The organism is Bacillus cytotoxicus NVH 391-98 (genome assembly GCF_000017425.1).
In the GTDB taxonomy this organism is placed as follows: Bacteria; Bacillota; Bacilli; order Bacillales; family Bacillaceae_G; genus Bacillus_A; species Bacillus_A cytotoxicus.
The window spans coordinates 297,501-316,633 of record NC_009674.1; the positions used below are offsets into that span (position 1 = coordinate 297,501).

Sequence of the window (19,133 nt, forward strand, 5' to 3'; positions counted from 1 at the left end):
CCGTCGGAATCTGGGAGGACCATCTCCCAAGGCTAAATACTCCCTAGTGATCGATAGTGAACCAGTACCGTGAGGGAAAGGTGAAAAGCACCCCGGGAGGGGAGTGAAAGAGATCCTGAAACCGTGTGCCTACAAATAGTCAGAGCCCGTTAACGGGTGATGGCGTGCCTTTTGTAGAATGAACCGGCGAGTTACGATCCCGTGCGAGGTTAAGCTGAAGAGGCGGAGCCGTAGCGAAAGCGAGTCTGAATAGGGCGTTTAGTACGTGGTCGTAGACCCGAAACCAGGTGATCTACCCATGTCCAGGGTGAAGTTCAGGTAACACTGAATGGAGGCCCGAACCCACGCACGTTGAAAAGTGCGGGGATGAGGTGTGGGTAGCGGAGAAATTCCAATCGAACCTGGAGATAGCTGGTTCTCCCCGAAATAGCTTTAGGGCTAGCCTCAAGTGTAAGAGTCTTGGAGGTAGAGCACTGATTGGACTAGGGGTCCTCATCGGATTACCGAATTCAGTCAAACTCCGAATGCCAATGACTTATCCTTGGGAGTCAGACTGCGAGTGATAAGATCCGTAGTCAAAAGGGAAACAGCCCAGACCGCCAGCTAAGGTCCCAAAGTGTGTATTAAGTGGAAAAGGATGTGGAGTTGCTTAGACAACTAGGATGTTGGCTTAGAAGCAGCCACCATTTAAAGAGTGCGTAATAGCTCACTAGTCGAGTGACTCTGCGCCGAAAATGTACCGGGGCTAAATACACCACCGAAGCTGCGGATTGATACCTTTGGTATCAGTGGTAGGGGAGCGTTCTAAGGACAGTGAAGTCAGACCGGAAGGACTGGTGGAGTGCTTAGAAGTGAGAATGCCGGTATGAGTAGCGAAAGACGGGTGAGAATCCCGTCCACCGAATGCCTAAGGTTTCCTGAGGAAGGCTCGTCCGCTCAGGGTTAGTCAGGACCTAAGCCGAGGCCGACAGGCGTAGGCGATGGACAACAGGTTGATATTCCTGTACCACCTCTTTATCGTTTGAGCAATGGAGGGACGCAGAAGGATAGAAGAAGCGTGCGATTGGTTGTGCACGTCCAAGCAGTTAGGCTGGTAAGTAGGCAAATCCGCTTACCGCAAAGGCTGAGCTGTGATGGGGAAGCTCCTTATGGAGCGAAGTCTTCGATTCCCCGCTGCCAAGAAAAGCTTCTAGCGAGATAAAAGGTGCCTGTACCGCAAACCGACACAGGTAGGCGAGGAGAGAATCCTAAGGTGAGCGAGAGAACTCTGGTTAAGGAACTCGGCAAAATGACCCCGTAACTTCGGGAGAAGGGGTGCTTTCTTAACGGAAAGCCGCAGTGAATAGGCCCAAGCGACTGTTTAGCAAAAACACAGGTCTCTGCGAAGCCGTAAGGCGAAGTATAGGGGCTGACACCTGCCCGGTGCTGGAAGGTTAAGGAGAGGGGTTAGCGTAAGCGAAGCTCTGAACTGAAGCCCCAGTAAACGGCGGCCGTAACTATAACGGTCCTAAGGTAGCGAAATTCCTTGTCGGGTAAGTTCCGACCCGCACGAAAGGTGTAACGATTTGGGCACTGTCTCAACCAGAGACTCGGTGAAATTATAGTACCTGTGAAGATGCAGGTTACCCGCGACAGGACGGAAAGACCCCGTGGAGCTTTACTGTAGCCTGATATTGAATTTTGGTACAGCTTGTACAGGATAGGCGGGAGCCTTTGAAGCCGGAGCGCTAGCTTCGGTGGAGGCGCTGGTGGGATACCGCCCTGGCTGTATTGAAATTCTAACCTACGGGTCTTATCGACCCGGGAGACAGTGTCAGGTGGGCAGTTTGACTGGGGCGGTCGCCTCCTAAAGTGTAACGGAGGCGCCCAAAGGTTCCCTCAGAATGGTTGGAAATCATTCGTAGAGTGCAAAGGCATAAGGGAGCTTGACTGCGAGACCTACAAGTCGAGCAGGGACGAAAGTCGGGCTTAGTGATCCGGTGGTTCCGCATGGAAGGGCCATCGCTCAACGGATAAAAGCTACCCCGGGGATAACAGGCTTATCTCCCCCAAGAGTCCACATCGACGGGGAGGTTTGGCACCTCGATGTCGGCTCATCGCATCCTGGGGCTGTAGTCGGTCCCAAGGGTTGGGCTGTTCGCCCATTAAAGCGGTACGCGAGCTGGGTTCAGAACGTCGTGAGACAGTTCGGTCCCTATCCGTCGTGGGCGTAGGAAATTTGAGAGGAGCTGTCCTTAGTACGAGAGGACCGGGATGGACGCACCGCTGGTGTACCAGTTGTTCTGCCAAGGGCATCGCTGGGTAGCTATGTGCGGAAGGGATAAGTGCTGAAAGCATCTAAGCATGAAGCCCCCCTCAAGATGAGATTTCCCATAGCGTAAGCTAGTAAGATCCCTGAAAGATGATCAGGTTGATAGGTTCGAGGTGGAAGCGTGGTGACACGTGGAGCTGACGAATACTAATAGATCGAGGACTTAACCAATAAAAAAGCGGAAGCGACTTGTTCAGAGTCGCTGGAGCTGGATTCAATATGAAGCAAATGTTATCTAGTTTTGAAGGAATATCCCTTCAATAGTTTGGTGATGATGGCAGAGAGGTCACACCCGTTCCCATACCGAACACGGAAGTTAAGCTCTCTAGCGCCGATGGTAGTTGGGGCCTTGCCCCTGTGAGAGTAGGACGTCGCCAAGCAAAAACCTAAGTCAGTTTGACTTAGGTTTTTTTGTATATTACACGCAATACGTATACGAATTTTCGCTTATAGTCATCAAATTTAGAGCCCGTCCCAAATTATAACTTTTGGACGGGCTCTTTTTACAAGTGATGGTCTAGTTATTTGGTAGTCTTACTATGCGATGTTGAACTACCCCCACTTAACACTCTTACGAGCTGTTTGAAGTGGGAGATTCCTAAGAACACCAACCTAACGATTAGTTATTGATTAGGCTATCCCCGTAGTCCCTACGGTTAGAAGTCTTATTGCTTCATTTTTTAGAATAAAAAATTACATTAGGAGTCTATTCGTTCAGTAATACATGATGTTGTAGGGAAAGCGTATATAGAAGAAGAGAAAAAATAGCAATGACTATAGACGTAGAGAAAGCCTTTAGCAAAAGTAAACTATGATAAACTGATAATGATTATTTTATTGAGCTGTTATAACTATATGGAAAAATCAAAGATACGGTCTATGTATATAAAAAGGGAGAGAAGATGATGAAAGGAATAGGTATGCTATTTATTGCAATTTTATTATGGGGAGCAGCCATCGCTCCTACAAAATGGGCTTTAGAATCTGTTCAACCATTTACGTTACTATTTCTTCGTCTTTGTTTTGCTGGAGGAATATGTGCATTATTTTCTTTTCGGCAACTACGCGAACATTTTGTAAATAAGAATATTTTTTGGAAAAGGATAAGTTTATTATCATTTACTGGTGTAGCTGGATATTTTATGTTTACTTCATATGGTATATCTTTAACTAGCGCTTTACATGTCAGTATTATCGATGCGATTTTACCATTAGTAACAATCGTTTTTTCGGCAATATTTTTAAAAGAATATATTCGATTAAATTATTGGATTGGGATTATACTAGGGTTTATTGGTGTTATATGTATTACAATACCATCTGATACAAATCATCAAGAAGCTTCTCTTATTGGAGATATACTTATTTTAATGAGTACATTTTTATTTGCTTTTTATACTATATTACTAAAAAAAACAAAGCAGGAAAAACTATTATCAAATGAAGTGTTTGCAGCTTTAACATTGATTGTTGGAGCCGTTATAGTATTGCCTTTTGCTATAGTGGAAGTAAGTTACTACGGTTTGCCACGAATCACTACATGGAAAGCAATTATGAGCTTTATATATCTTGTTATTTGTGCAACAATTCTTGCTTATTGGTTTTGGAATAGAGGACTTGAATATGTCTCAGTATCAGTAAGTGGATTATATATGAATGCATTACCGCTTGTAAGCATCATTACTTCGATTATTGTACTAAATGAATCATTAACAATAAAAATTGTAGTAGGAGGATGTTTCGTATTGCTTGGAGTTTTTTGGGCTGATAAAGATAAATTTCGGATCGTAATTAAGCGAGGAAATCGCAAAAATAGAATGGAATAAAAAGTATGGATTGTAGTAATAAGAAAATAAGAAAAGAGGATATATGATTTGTCATGTATCCTCTTGAAAGATTTCTTTGACAAGTTGTATACATTCAGTATCGTAAAAACTTTTATAAGTTGGATGTCTTGGAAATAAAGGATCTGTAATATCAGCGTCGGCGAAATTTCCTGTATAAATCATGGAAGATGTTTGATGATGCCATGATTTTGAAAAGGCTTGTAAGGGATAAGTCTTTTAATTGTAATCCTTTCTAGCGTAGAGATTTCTTCATTGAGGTTTTCTAAGTATATGTATTTTTGAATAATATCCTTTTCTCCTGTTATATATTGTCGACTGTAATGAGGATTAATTTGGAAAGGTGTTTTTCTATTCGCATATAAATAATATAGAAATTGTTTGAAAGAAATACTTTTATGGCAAGGCTCATCATTATATAGAAGTTTACGTAATGGACATCATACTAGATTTTGAATATACAGGGAGCAATTAAAGAAACCAAGGGACTAATTTCTCTTTTATAAGGGAGCAAACCAGTTGAATCGCTGTTTTTGGCTTTTCCCATAATGCCACTCCTAATTTTATATGATAAGAGGAGCTCCTTATATATCATATTCATAATGATGAATAAACGAATGATACTGTAGCGCCTTTTTTAGTAAACCAACTTGATAAAAGAAGCACATCGGAAATGAGGTGCATCCACTTTTTTAACTCTAAAATAGAATGATCGGAAACTTTTTGTAATAATGAGGACAGCGTGAACAAACGCTTATAATATGTAATGGATATAAGTGGAATATATTTCCGTTCCTTTCAGTTTAGACATATTAAATATATATGAAAAAGAGAACATGAATGTTTTGAAGGGAATTTAGAATGAGTTACATATCGAAAATTTCTCTTTAAAAAATTTTATAAAACCTATTGACTATTACTAGATAGAAGTGTAATATTGTACGAGTCGCTGATAGAAATAACGCAAAACGCGACAAACGAAATAAAAAAACTTAGTTGACATTGAAATGTAAAAATGTTAACATAAGGAAGTCGCAAATGAAGCGGCAAACGAGTTCTTTGAAAACTGAACGAAACAAACAACGTGAAACGTCAATTTTTATTTATGATGCTAGACAAACTTTATTGGAGAGTTTGATCCTGGCTCAGGATGAACGCTGGCGGCGTGCCTAATACATGCAAGTCGAGCGAACGGATTAAGAGCTTGCTCTTAAGAAGTTAGCGGCGGACGGGTGAGTAACACGTGGGTAACCTGCCCATAAGACTGGGATAACTCCGGGAAACCGGGGCTAATACCGGATAACATCTAGCACCGCATGGTGCAAGATTGAAAGGCGGCTTCGGCTGTCACTTATGGATGGACCCGCGTCGCATTAGCTAGTTGGTGAGGTAACGGCTCACCAAGGCGACGATGCGTAGCCGACCTGAGAGGGTGATCGGCCACACTGGGACTGAGACACGGCCCAGACTCCTACGGGAGGCAGCAGTAGGGAATCTTCCGCAATGGACGAAAGTCTGACGGAGCAACGCCGCGTGAGCGATGAAGGCCTTCGGGTCGTAAAGCTCTGTTGTTAGGGAAGAACAAGTGTGAGTTGAATAAGCTCATGCCTTGACGGTACCTAACCAGAAAGCCACGGCTAACTACGTGCCAGCAGCCGCGGTAATACGTAGGTGGCAAGCGTTATCCGGAATTATTGGGCGTAAAGCGCGCGCAGGCGGTTTCTTAAGTCTGATGTGAAAGCCCACGGCTCAACCGTGGAGGGTCATTGGAAACTGGGAGACTTGAGTGCAGAAGAGGAGAGTGGAATTCCATGTGTAGCGGTGAAATGCGTAGAGATATGGAGGAACACCAGTGGCGAAGGCGACTCTCTGGTCTGTAACTGACGCTGAGGCGCGAAAGCGTGGGGAGCAAACAGGATTAGATACCCTGGTAGTCCACGCCGTAAACGATGAGTGCTAAGTGTTAGAGGGTTTCCGCCCTTTAGTGCTGAAGTTAACGCATTAAGCACTCCGCCTGGGGAGTACGGCCGCAAGGCTGAAACTCAAAGGAATTGACGGGGGCCCGCACAAGCGGTGGAGCATGTGGTTTAATTCGAAGCAACGCGAAGAACCTTACCAGGTCTTGACATCCTCTGACAACCCTAGAGATAGGGCTTCCCCTTCGGGGGCAGAGTGACAGGTGGTGCATGGTTGTCGTCAGCTCGTGTCGTGAGATGTTGGGTTAAGTCCCGCAACGAGCGCAACCCTTGATCTTAGTTGCCATCATTCAGTTGGGCACTCTAAGGTGACTGCCGGTGACAAACCGGAGGAAGGTGGGGATGACGTCAAATCATCATGCCCCTTATGACCTGGGCTACACACGTGCTACAATGGACGGTACAAAGAGTCGCGAGACCGCGAGGTGGAGCTAATCTCATAAAACCGTTCTCAGTTCGGATTGTAGGCTGCAACTCGCCTACATGAAGCTGGAATCGCTAGTAATCGCGGATCAGCATGCCGCGGTGAATACGTTCCCGGGCCTTGTACACACCGCCCGTCACACCACGAGAGTTTGTAACACCCGAAGTCGGTGGGGTAACCTTTTGGAGCCAGCCGCCTAAGGTGGGACAGATGATTGGGGTGAAGTCGTAACAAGGTAGCCGTATCGGAAGGTGCGGCTGGATCACCTCCTTTCTATGGAGAATAGATGAACGTTGTTCATCAATATAAGTTTCCGTGTTTCGTTTTGTTCAGTTTTGAGAGAACTTTCTCTCAAGTTTATACAGCGTAAGCAGTTTGTTTTTTCTTGCGTTTGCGTCTGAAAGTGAATTCCACGATGATGGATTCCTCACCGCATGTCAGCAGAGAAGCAGATGCAGCGCAGTAGGCATGTTCTTTGAAAACTAGATAACAGTGTAGCTCATATTTTTAATTTTAGTTTGGTTAAGTTAGAAAGGGCGCACGGTGGATGCCTTGACACTAGGAGTCGATGAAGGACGGGACTAACACCGATATGCTTCGGGGAGCTGTAAGTAAGCTTTGATCCGGAGATTTCCGAATGGGGAAACCCACCATACGTAATGGTATGGTATCCTTATCTGAATACATAGGGTAAGGAGGACAGACCCAGGGAACTGAAACATCTAAGTACCTGGAGGAAGAGAAAGCAAATGCGATTTCCTGAGTAGCGGCGAGCGAAACGGAACATAGCCCAAACCAAGAGGCTTGCCTCTTGGGGTTGTAGGACATTCTATACGGAGTTACAAAGGAACGAGGTAGACGAAGCAGTCTGGAAAGGCTCGTCATAGAAGGTAACAACCCTGTAGTTGAAACTTCGTTCCCTCTTGAATGAATCCTGAGTACGGCGGAACACGTGAAATTCCGTCGGAATCTGGGAGGACCATCTCCCAAGGCTAAATACTCCCTAGTGATCGATAGTGAACCAGTACCGTGAGGGAAAGGTGAAAAGCACCCCGGGAGGGGAGTGAAAGAGATCCTGAAACCGTGTGCCTACAAATAGTCAGAGCCCGTTAACGGGTGATGGCGTGCCTTTTGTAGAATGAACCGGCGAGTTACGATCCCGTGCGAGGTTAAGCTGAAGAGGCGGAGCCGTAGCGAAAGCGAGTCTGAATAGGGCGTTTAGTACGTGGTCGTAGACCCGAAACCAGGTGATCTACCCATGTCCAGGGTGAAGTTCAGGTAACACTGAATGGAGGCCCGAACCCACGCACGTTGAAAAGTGCGGGGATGAGGTGTGGGTAGCGGAGAAATTCCAATCGAACCTGGAGATAGCTGGTTCTCCCCGAAATAGCTTTAGGGCTAGCCTCAAGTGTAAGAGTCTTGGAGGTAGAGCACTGATTGGACTAGGGGTCCTCATCGGATTACCGAATTCAGTCAAACTCCGAATGCCAATGACTTATCCTTGGGAGTCAGACTGCGAGTGATAAGATCCGTAGTCAAAAGGGAAACAGCCCAGACCGCCAGCTAAGGTCCCAAAGTGTGTATTAAGTGGAAAAGGATGTGGAGTTGCTTAGACAACTAGGATGTTGGCTTAGAAGCAGCCACCATTTAAAGAGTGCGTAATAGCTCACTAGTCGAGTGACTCTGCGCCGAAAATGTACCGGGGCTAAATACACCACCGAAGCTGCGGATTGATACCTTTGGTATCAGTGGTAGGGGAGCGTTCTAAGGACAGTGAAGTCAGACCGGAAGGACTGGTGGAGTGCTTAGAAGTGAGAATGCCGGTATGAGTAGCGAAAGACGGGTGAGAATCCCGTCCACCGAATGCCTAAGGTTTCCTGAGGAAGGCTCGTCCGCTCAGGGTTAGTCAGGACCTAAGCCGAGGCCGACAGGCGTAGGCGATGGACAACAGGTTGATATTCCTGTACCACCTCTTTATCGTTTGAGCAATGGAGGGACGCAGAAGGATAGAAGAAGCGTGCGATTGGTTGTGCACGTCCAAGCAGTTAGGCTGGTAAGTAGGCAAATCCGCTTACCGCAAAGGCTGAGCTGTGATGGGGAAGCTCCTTATGGAGCGAAGTCTTCGATTCCCCGCTGCCAAGAAAAGCTTCTAGCGAGATAAAAGGTGCCTGTACCGCAAACCGACACAGGTAGGCGAGGAGAGAATCCTAAGGTGAGCGAGAGAACTCTGGTTAAGGAACTCGGCAAAATGACCCCGTAACTTCGGGAGAAGGGGTGCTTTCTTAACGGAAAGCCGCAGTGAATAGGCCCAAGCGACTGTTTAGCAAAAACACAGGTCTCTGCGAAGCCGTAAGGCGAAGTATAGGGGCTGACACCTGCCCGGTGCTGGAAGGTTAAGGAGAGGGGTTAGCGTAAGCGAAGCTCTGAACTGAAGCCCCAGTAAACGGCGGCCGTAACTATAACGGTCCTAAGGTAGCGAAATTCCTTGTCGGGTAAGTTCCGACCCGCACGAAAGGTGTAACGATTTGGGCACTGTCTCAACCAGAGACTCGGTGAAATTATAGTACCTGTGAAGATGCAGGTTACCCGCGACAGGACGGAAAGACCCCGTGGAGCTTTACTGTAGCCTGATATTGAATTTTGGTACAGCTTGTACAGGATAGGCGGGAGCCTTTGAATCCGGAGCGCTAGCTTCGGTGGAGGCGCTGGTGGGATACCGCCCTGGCTGTATTGAAATTCTAACCTACGGGTCTTATCGACCCGGGAGACAGTGTCAGGTGGGCAGTTTGACTGGGGCGGTCGCCTCCTAAAGTGTAACGGAGGCGCCCAAAGGTTCCCTCAGAATGGTTGGAAATCATTCGTAGAGTGCAAAGGCATAAGGGAGCTTGACTGCGAGACCTACAAGTCGAGCAGGGACGAAAGTCGGGCTTAGTGATCCGGTGGTTCCGCATGGAAGGGCCATCGCTCAACGGATAAAAGCTACCCCGGGGATAACAGGCTTATCTCCCCCAAGAGTCCACATCGACGGGGAGGTTTGGCACCTCGATGTCGGCTCATCGCATCCTGGGGCTGTAGTCGGTCCCAAGGGTTGGGCTGTTCGCCCATTAAAGCGGTACGCGAGCTGGGTTCAGAACGTCGTGAGACAGTTCGGTCCCTATCCGTCGTGGGCGTAGGAAATTTGAGAGGAGCTGTCCTTAGTACGAGAGGACCGGGATGGACGCACCGCTGGTGTACCAGTTGTTCTGCCAAGGGCATCGCTGGGTAGCTATGTGCGGAAGGGATAAGTGCTGAAAGCATCTAAGCATGAAGCCCCCCTCAAGATGAGATTTCCCATAGCGTAAGCTAGTAAGATCCCTGAAAGATGATCAGGTTGATAGGTTCGAGGTGGAAGCGTGGTGACACGTGGAGCTGACGAATACTAATAGATCGAGGACTTAACCATATATCTAAAGCGGAAGCGACTTGTTCAGAGTCGCTGGAGCTGGATTCAATATGAAGCAAATGTTATCTAGTTTTGAAGGAATATCCCTTCAATAGTTTGGTGATGATGGCAGAGAGGTCACACCCGTTCCCATACCGAACACGGAAGTTAAGCTCTCTAGCGCCGATGGTAGTTGGGGCCTTGCCCCTGTGAGAGTAGGACGTCGCCAAGCAAAAAAACCTAAGTCAATCTGACTTAGGTTTTTTGTTATTTCTCTATCATTTGAATATTCGTGTTTGATTGTAACTTATCAAGCTCACTTTGCAATTCTTTTGTTCTACTATGTTTTTAATATGAATAGAAATAGCTACATAGGTGAGGTGGATTTAGATATCTTAGGTTAGAAAGAACTATAGGAATCCCTCCCCCCTAAGTTTAGCTTTTAGCAATTTAAGAGGATAAAAAGAAACATGAGAGAATGACTTAAAATTCTTTTATATTAATAATAATTCGCATAAATATGTCAACAAATAACTAAAACACGAACATTTTTTTTAGTGTTTAAAAAAACATTCGATTATTTGTTGACATCGCTTACTGAATATTGTTAATATAACCATAGAAACAATATTATATCGCACCTCATATAATCGCGGGGTTATGGCCTGCAAGTCTCTACCTAACGACCGTTATTCGTTAGACTATGAGGGAAAGTCACTCGGTATTTTCTATTCACAAGGGATACGTATGCCTGGATAGAGCGCTTTCTCTTATAGTAAGAGAAATGTTCTATTTCAGGCTTTTTTTATTTGAATCGGGGGGATTCTACTATGAAATCACTAGTTGGAGTCATAATGGGAAGCACGTCAGACTGGGAAACAATGAAATATGCTTGTGACATCTTAAATGAATTAAAAATTCCGTATGAGAAGAAAGTTGTATCTGCTCATCGGACTCCGGATTATATGTTTGAATATGCAGAAACCGCTCGTGAGCGTGGATTAAAAGTGATTATCGCTGGAGCTGGAGGTGCTGCTCATTTACCAGGAATGGTTGCAGCAAAGACAAATCTTCCTGTAATTGGTGTGCCTGTGCAATCAAAAGCATTGAATGGCTTGGATTCATTATTATCTATTGTTCAAATGCCAGGGGGAGTTCCCGTTGCGACAGTTGCCATTGGAAAGGCTGGTTCCACAAATGCAGGGTTGCTCGCGGCACAAATACTTGGCTCATTTTATGATGACATACATGATGCATTAGAACTGAGACGAGAAGCAATTGAGAAAAATGTGCGCGAAGGTAGTGAGCTAATATGACGAAAATCATTTTACCTGGACAAACAATTGGAATCATTGGCGGCGGTCAGCTTGGAAGAATGCTGGCTTTAGCAGCGAAGGAAATGGGCTATAAAATCGCTGTTTTAGATCCAATAAGACATTCTCCATGTGCACAAGTTGCTGATATTGAAATTGTAGCCGCTTATGACGATTTAAAAGCGATACAGCATTTGGCGGAAATAAGCGATGTTGTTACATATGAATTTGAGAACATTAATTATAGATGTTTACAGTGGCTTGAGAAGTATGCATATTTGCCACAAGGGAGCCAATTACTATTCAAAACCCAAAATCGTTTTACAGAAAAGAATACGATTGTAGAAGCTGGTTTGCCGGTAGCACCATATCGTCTCATTCAAAAGCAAAATGAGCTACTTACGGCAATAAGGGAACTGTCTTTCCCTTGTGTATTAAAAACAACAACGGGAGGATACGACGGCAAAGGTCAGGTTGTTTTAAGAAGCGAAGCTGATATTACAAGAGCAAGTGAACTGATTAGTAAATCTGAATGTATTTTAGAAAAATGGGTGCCATTTGAAAAAGAAATATCTGTTATTGTAACGCGCAGTGTAAGCGGGGAAACAAAGGTATTTCCAGTAGCTGAAAATATTCACGTGAATAACATCTTACATGAATCAATCGTACCAGCTCGCATTACAGCAAACCTTTCCCAAAAGGGAATTCAATATGCACAGATACTCGCGGATGAACTTCAGTTAGTGGGAACACTAGCAGTAGAAATGTTTGCTACAGTTGATGGTGAAATTTATATTAATGAATTGGCTCCACGTCCTCACAATTCCGGTCATTATACAATTGATGCATGTGAAACGAGTCAGTTTAGACAGCATATTCGAGCAATCTGTAATTTACCTCTTGGGGAAACAAATTTGTTAAAACCAGTTGTCATGGTAAACATTTTAGGCGAACATATAGAAGGGGTCCTAAGACAAGTGAATAGATTAACCGGGTGTTATTTACACTTATATGGAAAAGAAGAAGCAAAATTACAGCGTAAAATGGGACATGTTAATATTTTGAATGAAAATATCGAAGTGGCTCTAGAAAAAGCGCGTAGTTTGCATATTTGGGACCATCAAGAACAACTGTTGGAGGGAAAAAGATGATTAGTCGTTATACACGCCCTGAGATGGGTGCGATTTGGACGGAAGAAAATAAATTTAAAGCATGGTTGGAAGTGGAGATTTTAGCTTGTGAAGCATGGGCGGAACTTGGTGAAATTCCAAAAGAAGATGTGAAAAAAATTCGCGAAAATGCATCATTTAATATGGATCGTATTTATGAAATTGAAAAAGAAACACGTCATGATGTAGTAGCATTTACTCGTGCAGTATCAGAAACACCTGCATTAGGGGAAGAACGCAAATGGATTCACTACGGTTTAACATCAACAGACGTAGTAGATACAGCATTGTCTTATATTTTAAAACAAGCAAATGAAATCTTATTAAAGGACTTAGAAAACTTTATTGAGATTTTAGCAAATAAAGCGAAAGAACATAAATACACAGTTATGATGGGGCGAACACATGGTGTTCATGCAGAACCAACAACGTTTGGTTTAAAACTTGGTCTTTGGTATGAAGAAATGAAACGTAACTTGGAACGTTTCAAACAAGCAGCTAATACAGTTCGCGTCGGTAAATTATCAGGTGCAGTTGGTACGTATGCAAACATTAATCCATTTGTAGAAAAATATGTTTGTGAAAACTTAGGATTAGAAGCAGCACCAATTTCTACACAAACATTGCAACGTGATCGCCATGCGCATTACATGTCAACACTTGCATTGATTGCCACATCTATTGAAAAGATGGCAGTTGAAATTCGCGGTTTACAAAAGAGTGAAACTCGTGAAGTAGAAGAGTTTTTCGCAAAAGGTCAAAAAGGTTCTTCTGCTATGCCGCATAAACGTAACCCGATTGGCTCTGAAAATATGACTGGTATGGCACGTGTTATTCGCGGTTATATGTTAACAGCTTATGAAAATGTTCCATTATGGCATGAGCGTGATATTTCGCACTCTTCTGCAGAACGTGTTATCTTACCCGATGCAACTATTGCATTAAACTATATGTTAAACCGCTTCGGTAATATCGTGAAAAACTTAACGGTATTCCCAGAGAACATGAAACGCAATATGCAAAGAACATACGGTTTAATTTATTCGCAACGTGTCATGCTTACTCTTATCGACAAAGGTATGGTACGTGAAGAAGCTTATGATATCGTACAGCCTAAAGCGATGGAAGCGTGGGAGACACAAGTACAATTTAAAGATCTTGTAGAGGCAGATGAGCGTATTACAAGCAAGTTAACACAAGAAGAAATCAACGAATGTTTCAACTATGAATATCACTTACAACATGTTGATACTATTTTTGAACGTCTTGGACTAAACTAAGCAGAAAATTTTATATGGCACAGAATAGCGTTATTCTGTGCCATTCTTTATAAAAATATTATTCACATTTTTCAAACTACAGGGGGCTTGCGAAATGCAAAAGCTAGAATTGCTGTATGAAGGTAAGGCAAAAAGAATATATCGTACAGAAGCAGCAGATATGGTTTGGATAGAGTACAAAGATAGTGCTACTGCTTTCAATGGAGAGAAAAAAGCGACCATTACAGGAAAAGGTCGTTTGAACAATGAAATTACAACTTTTTTGTTCAGAAAGTTGCAAGAAGTGGGAATTGAAACACATTTTGTAAAGAAGCTATCAGATACAGAACAACTTGTGAAAAAAGTAAGTATTATTCCATTAGAAGTTGTTACAAGAAACGTCATTGCAGGGAGCCTTTCCAAACGATTAGGAATGGAAGAGGGAATACCACTTGCCAAACCAATCGTAGAATTTTACTACAAAGATGATGATTTAGGAGATCCTCTTGTAACAGAAGATCATATTCGTGTGTTAAACGCTGCAACATTAGAGCAGATAAGTACATTACGAGAAAAGGCTCTACGAATCAATCAAGTTTTGATTGAGCATTTCGCAAGCTGTCGTGTAAGGTTAATAGATTTTAAATTAGAGTTTGGTATTACAGAGGAAGGCAAGATTGTATTAGCGGATGAAATCTCACCAGATACTTGTCGTTTATGGGATGAAGAGAGCAATGAGAAATTTGATAAAGATGTATTTCGCCGCGATTTAGGTAATTTAACCGAGGCATATGAAGAAATTTTAAAACGTTTAGGAGGGGCTTCACATGTATAAAGTTAAGGTATATGTAACATTAAGAGAGAGTGTATTAGATCCACAAGGAACAGCAGTAAAAGGTGCTCTTCACAGCCTTTCCTTTACAGAAGTACAAGATGTGCGCATTGGTAAATATATGGAGTTAACAATTGATAAATCGGTAACTGATCTTGATAGAAAAGTAAAAGAAATGTGTGAAAAACTATTAGCAAACGTTGTAATGGAAGATTTCCGTTATGAAATTGAGGAGGTTGTCGCACAGTGAAATTTGCCGTAATCGTTTTTCCAGGTTCGAACTGTGATGTTGATATGTTTCATGCAATTAAAGATGAGCTTGGTGAAGATGTAGATTATGTTTGGCATGATGCAGAGAACTTAGACGAATATGATGCGATTCTTTTACCAGGTGGATTCTCTTATGGTGATTACCTTCGCTGCGGTGCCATTTCTCGATTTGCGAATGCAATGAAAGCAGTGCAAAAAGCTGCTGAGCAAGGAAAGCCTATTTTAGGCGTGTGTAATGGATTCCAGATTCTTGTTGAATCAGGATTATTACCAGGGGTATTGATACGAAATCAAAACTTAAAATTCATGTGCCGAACTGTTCCGTTACGTGTTGAAAATAATGAAACGATGTTTACATCACAATATAACAAGGGGGAAATCATTCATATCCCAATTGCACATGGTGAAGGAAATTATTATTGTGATGAAGCAACTCTTAAAAAATTAGAGCAGAAGAATCAAATTGTATTCCGTTATGTAGACAATCCAAACGGAAGTGTTTCAGATATTGCAGGTATTGTAAATGAAAAAGGTAATGTGCTTGGCATGATGCCACACCCAGAGCGTGCTGTGAATGAAATTCTTGGCGGTGCAGAAGGGTTAAAAGTCTTTCAATCTATTTTGAAATATTGGAGGGAAACATATGTCGTTAATGCTTGAACCAAATCCAACACAAATTAAAGAAGAACGTATATATGCGGAAATGGGGTTAACAGACGAAGAGTTTGCCATGATTGAAAAGATTTTAGGACGTCTGCCGAACTATACGGAAACAGGGCTTTTCTCTGTTATGTGGTCAGAGCATTGTAGTTATAAAAACTCAAAACCAGTTCTTCGCAAGTTCCCAACAACAGGAGAACGTGTATTACAAGGACCTGGAGAAGGCGCAGGTATTGTAGATATTGGTGATAATCAAGCAGTTGTATTTAAAATGGAAAGTCACAATCATCCTTCGGCAATTGAGCCGTATCAAGGTGCAGCAACAGGGGTTGGCGGTATTATTCGTGATATATTCTCTATGGGAGCACGTCCGGTTGCATTATTGAACTCACTGCGCTTCGGTGAACTCCAATCACCACGCGTGAAGTATTTATTTGAAGAAGTAGTTGCAGGGATTGCAGGATACGGTAACTGTATTGGTATTCCAACTGTTGGCGGAGAAGTACAATTTGATCCATGTTATGAAGGAAACCCACTTGTCAATGCAATGTGCGTTGGGTTAATTCATCATGAAGATATAAAAAAAGGGCAAGCGCACGGTGCTGGTAACACGGTTATGTATGTCGGTGCTTCAACAGGACGAGACGGTATTCATGGTGCAACTTTCGCATCAGAAGAACTATCTGAGAGTTCAGAAGCAAAACGCCCAGCAGTACAAGTAGGCGATCCGTTTATGGAGAAACTTCTTATTGAAGCATGCTTAGAGTTAATCCAATCTGATGCGCTTGTTGGAATTCAAGATATGGGCGCTGCGGGCTTAACATCATCTTCTGCGGAAATGGCAAGTAAAGCGGGAATGGGTATTGAAATGTATTTAGACGATGTGCCACAGCGTGAAACAGGTATGACACCATATGAAATGATGTTATCTGAATCACAGGAACGTATGTTGATTGTGGTGAAAAAAGGTAGAGAGCAAGAAGTTGTAGAGTTATTTGAAAAGTATGGCTTAGCGGCAGTTGCGATGGGAAAAGTAACGGAAGATAAAATGCTTCGTTTATTCCATAAAGGTGAAATGGTAGCAGAAGTACCTGCGGATGCATTAGCAGAAGAAGCGCCAATTTATCATAAACCTTCAAAAGAGGCAGCATATTTTAGGGAATTTCAAGAAATGAAAATGAAGACGCCAAAAGTAGATAACTATAAAGAAACATTACTAGCTTTATTACAACAACCAACGATTGCAAGTAAAGAATGGGTATATGATCAGTATGATTATCAAGTACGCACAAGTACTGTTGTTACACCAGGATCAGATGCAGCGGTGGTGCGAGTACGTGGTACAGAGAAGGCATTAGCAATCACAACGGACTGTAACTCTCGTTATATTTACTTAGATCCTGAAACGGGCGGTAAAATTGCAGTAGCAGAAGCTGCGCGTAATATTGTATGTTCTGGCGGAGAACCACTTGCAATCACAGATTGCTTAAATTTTGGTAATCCAGAGAAACCAGAAATTTTCTGGCAAATTGAGAAATCAGTAGATGGTATGAGCGAAGCTTGTCGTACATTACAAACTCCAGTTATTGGTGGAAATGTATCAATGTACAACGAGCGCAGCGGTGAAGCTGTATATCCAACACCAACTGTTGGAATGGTTGGGCTTGTTCACGATTTAAAACATGTAACAACACAAGAATTTAAGCAAGCTGGGGATCTTATTTATGTTATGGGTGAAACGAAAGCTGAATTTGGTGGAAGTGAATTACAGAAGATGATGTACGGTAAAATCTTCGGTCAATCACCAAGTATTGATTTAGAAGTAGAAGCAAAACGTCAAAAACAATTACTAGAAGCAATTCAGGCGGGACTTGTTCAATCGGCACATGACGTTGCAGAAGGCGGATTAGCAGTTGCGATTGCTGAAAGTGCAATCGGTGCGAAAGGATTAGGTGCTACTGTGAAATTAGCTGGGGAGGCAACAGCGGCATTATTCGCAGAATCACAATCTCGTTTTGTTGTAACAGTAAAACGTGAACAACAAGAAGCGTTTGAAAAAGTAGTAGAAGCAATTCAAGTTGGTGAAGTCACAAATACAAATGAAGTAACAATTCATAATGAAGAAAATGAAGTACTACTTACAGCAAATGTTGATGAAATGAGAAAGGCTTGGAAAGGGGCAATCCCATGCTTGCTGAAATAAAGGGGTTAAATGAAGAATGTGGCATCTTCGGAATTTGGGGGCATGAAAATGCAGCACAAGTTACGTACTACGGATTGCATAGTTTACAGCACCGTGGGCAAGAAGGTGCAGGTATTGTGGTGAATAATGGGGAGAAAATTATTGGTCATAAGGGGTTAGGTTTAGTATCAGAAGTGTTTTCAAGAGGCGAGTTAGAAGGTTTAAATGGAAAATCAGCCATTGGCCATGTGCGTTATGCAACAGCGGGCGGAAGTGAAGTAGCAAACGTTCAGCCATTACTATTTCGTTTCTCTGATCATAGTATGGCATTAGCTCACAATGGGAATTTAATTAATGCCAAAATGCTTCGCCGTGAATTAGAGGCAGAAGGAAGTATCTTTCAAACAAGTTCAGATACAGAAGTATTGCTGCATTTAATTAAGCGAAATACGAAAGGGTCATTAATCGAGAGTGTAAAGGATGCGTTAAATAAAGTAAAAGGTGCATTTGCATATTTGTTACTAACAAGTCATGAAATGATTGTTGCACTAGACCCAAATGGGTTTCGCCCGCTTTCGATTGGGAAAATGGGGGATGCCTATGTTGTAGCATCTGAAACATGTGCTTTCGATGTAGTTGGTGCGACATATATTCGTGATGTTGAACCTGGAGAACTTCTTATCATAAATGATGAAGGGATTCAAGTAGATCGTTTTACAAATGAAGTAGAGCACGCAATTTGTAGTATGGAATATATTTATTTTGCACGACCAGACTCTAATATTGCCGGCGTCAATGTTCATGCGGCGCGTAAAAATATGGGGAAACGTTTAGCAATGGAAGCACCTATTGCGGCAGATGTTGTAACAGGGGTACCTGATTCTAGCATCTCAGCAGCCATTGGTTATGCAGAAGCAACGGGAATTCCATATGAATTAGGATTAATTAAAAATCGTTATGTCGGACGTACCTTTATTCAACCATCCCAAGAGCTGCGTGAGCAAGGGGTGAAAATGAAGCTTTCTGCAGTACGCGGTGTAGTTGAAGGAAAACGTGTTGTCATGATTGATGACTCAATTGTAAGAGGGACAACCAGTAAGCGGATTGTTCGCATGCTTCGTGAAGCAGGAGCGACAGAAGTGCATGTAAGAATTGCTTCGCCTCCTCTTAAGTATCCATGTTTCTATGGCATTGACATTCAAACGAGAAAAGAATTAATCGCTGCAAATCACTCTGTAGAGGAAATCTGTCAAATCATCGGTGCAGATTCTCTAACATTTTTAAGTGAAGATGGATTAGTAGATGCAATTGGACGTCCATATGAAGGGAAATACGGCGGGTTATGCATGGCTTATTTTAATGGAGATTATCCGACCGCTCTTTACGATTATGAACAAGAACTTTTAGAAAGTATGAAATAAAAAAGAAAAGAAGCTTCTACTTCTTTCTATGTAGAAGCTAGCTTCTTTCTG

At 42.9% G+C, this 19,133-nt stretch carries 9 protein-coding genes, 5 rRNA genes, 1 pseudogene and 1 riboswitch (1 of these 16 only partly in view); of the genes and pseudogenes, 14 read left to right on the top strand and 1 reads right to left on the bottom strand.

Annotated features, from left to right (window positions below; genetic code table 11):
• The 3 genes from BCER98_RS01620 to BCER98_RS01630 form a co-directional block, all read left to right on the top strand.
• Positions 1-2,482 (top strand): 23S ribosomal RNA (locus tag BCER98_RS01620) (it extends 440 nt beyond the left edge of the window).
• A gap of 93 nt (positions 2,483-2,575) precedes the next feature.
• Positions 2,576-2,691: ribosomal RNA gene (gene rrf / locus BCER98_RS01625) — 5S ribosomal RNA — on the top strand.
• Between the two features lie 525 nt (positions 2,692-3,216).
• On the top strand, positions 3,217-4,137 hold the full coding sequence (locus BCER98_RS01630; RefSeq protein WP_041809385.1) for a DMT family transporter: 921 nt from the start codon (positions 3,217-3,219) through the stop codon (positions 4,135-4,137).
• 51 nt (positions 4,138-4,188) lie between these two features.
• Here BCER98_RS01630 and BCER98_RS22800 read toward each other — a convergent pair.
• Positions 4,189-4,940, bottom strand: a pseudogene (locus BCER98_RS22800) (sulfotransferase family 2 domain-containing protein).
• Between the two features lie 337 nt (positions 4,941-5,277).
• On the opposite strand from BCER98_RS22800, the gene BCER98_RS01635 reads away from it, so the two are divergent.
• From BCER98_RS01635 to purF, 11 genes are all read left to right on the top strand, one after another.
• A 16S ribosomal RNA gene (locus tag BCER98_RS01635) occupies positions 5,278-6,828 on the top strand.
• A 247-nt stretch (positions 6,829-7,075) separates the two neighbouring features.
• Positions 7,076-9,997: ribosomal RNA gene (locus BCER98_RS01640) — 23S ribosomal RNA — on the top strand.
• A gap of 95 nt (positions 9,998-10,092) precedes the next feature.
• Positions 10,093-10,208: ribosomal RNA gene (rrf, locus tag BCER98_RS01645) — 5S ribosomal RNA — on the top strand.
• Together the 16S, 23S and 5S rRNA genes form the textbook arrangement of a ribosomal RNA operon.
• Before the next feature lie 390 nt (positions 10,209-10,598).
• A riboswitch (purine riboswitch) is annotated at positions 10,599-10,700 on the top strand.
• 106 nt (positions 10,701-10,806) lie between these two features.
• Positions 10,807-11,292, top strand: a complete 486-nt coding sequence (purE, locus tag BCER98_RS01650) for a 5-(carboxyamino)imidazole ribonucleotide mutase (protein WP_011983389.1) — start codon at positions 10,807-10,809, stop codon at positions 11,290-11,292.
• Positions 11,289-12,440: a 5-(carboxyamino)imidazole ribonucleotide synthase gene (purK, locus tag BCER98_RS01655; protein ID WP_011983390.1), complete on the top strand. Its 1,152-nt coding sequence runs from the start codon at positions 11,289-11,291 to the stop codon at positions 12,438-12,440. Before purE ends, purK begins: the two co-directional genes overlap by 4 nt.
• Entirely contained in the window at positions 12,437-13,738 is a 1,302-nt protein-coding gene (gene purB, locus BCER98_RS01660; protein ID WP_011983391.1) for an adenylosuccinate lyase, read from the top strand. The genes purK and purB overlap by 4 nt, the downstream gene beginning before the upstream one ends.
• 94 nt (positions 13,739-13,832) lie before the next feature.
• The gene (gene purC / locus BCER98_RS01665) at positions 13,833-14,552 is read left to right on the top strand and encodes a phosphoribosylaminoimidazolesuccinocarboxamide synthase (RefSeq protein ID WP_011983392.1); all 720 of its coding nucleotides are present in this window, start codon (positions 13,833-13,835) and stop codon (positions 14,550-14,552) included.
• A complete protein-coding gene (gene purS, locus BCER98_RS01670) occupies positions 14,545-14,799 on the top strand; it encodes a phosphoribosylformylglycinamidine synthase subunit PurS (RefSeq protein WP_011983393.1) in 255 nt (84 codons plus the stop codon). The genes purC and purS overlap by 8 nt, the downstream gene beginning before the upstream one ends.
• On the top strand, positions 14,796-15,479 hold the full coding sequence (purQ, locus tag BCER98_RS01675; RefSeq protein ID WP_011983394.1) for a phosphoribosylformylglycinamidine synthase subunit PurQ: 684 nt from the start codon (positions 14,796-14,798) through the stop codon (positions 15,477-15,479). The genes purS and purQ overlap by 4 nt, the downstream gene beginning before the upstream one ends.
• A complete protein-coding gene (gene purL, locus BCER98_RS01680) occupies positions 15,463-17,682 on the top strand; it encodes a phosphoribosylformylglycinamidine synthase II (RefSeq protein WP_011983395.1) in 2,220 nt (739 codons plus the stop codon). Before purQ ends, purL begins: the two co-directional genes overlap by 17 nt.
• A complete protein-coding gene (gene purF, locus BCER98_RS01685; RefSeq protein WP_011983396.1) occupies positions 17,667-19,082 on the top strand; it encodes an amidophosphoribosyltransferase in 1,416 nt (471 codons plus the stop codon). Before purL ends, purF begins: the two co-directional genes overlap by 16 nt.
• Positions 19,083-19,133 lie beyond the last annotated feature (51 nt).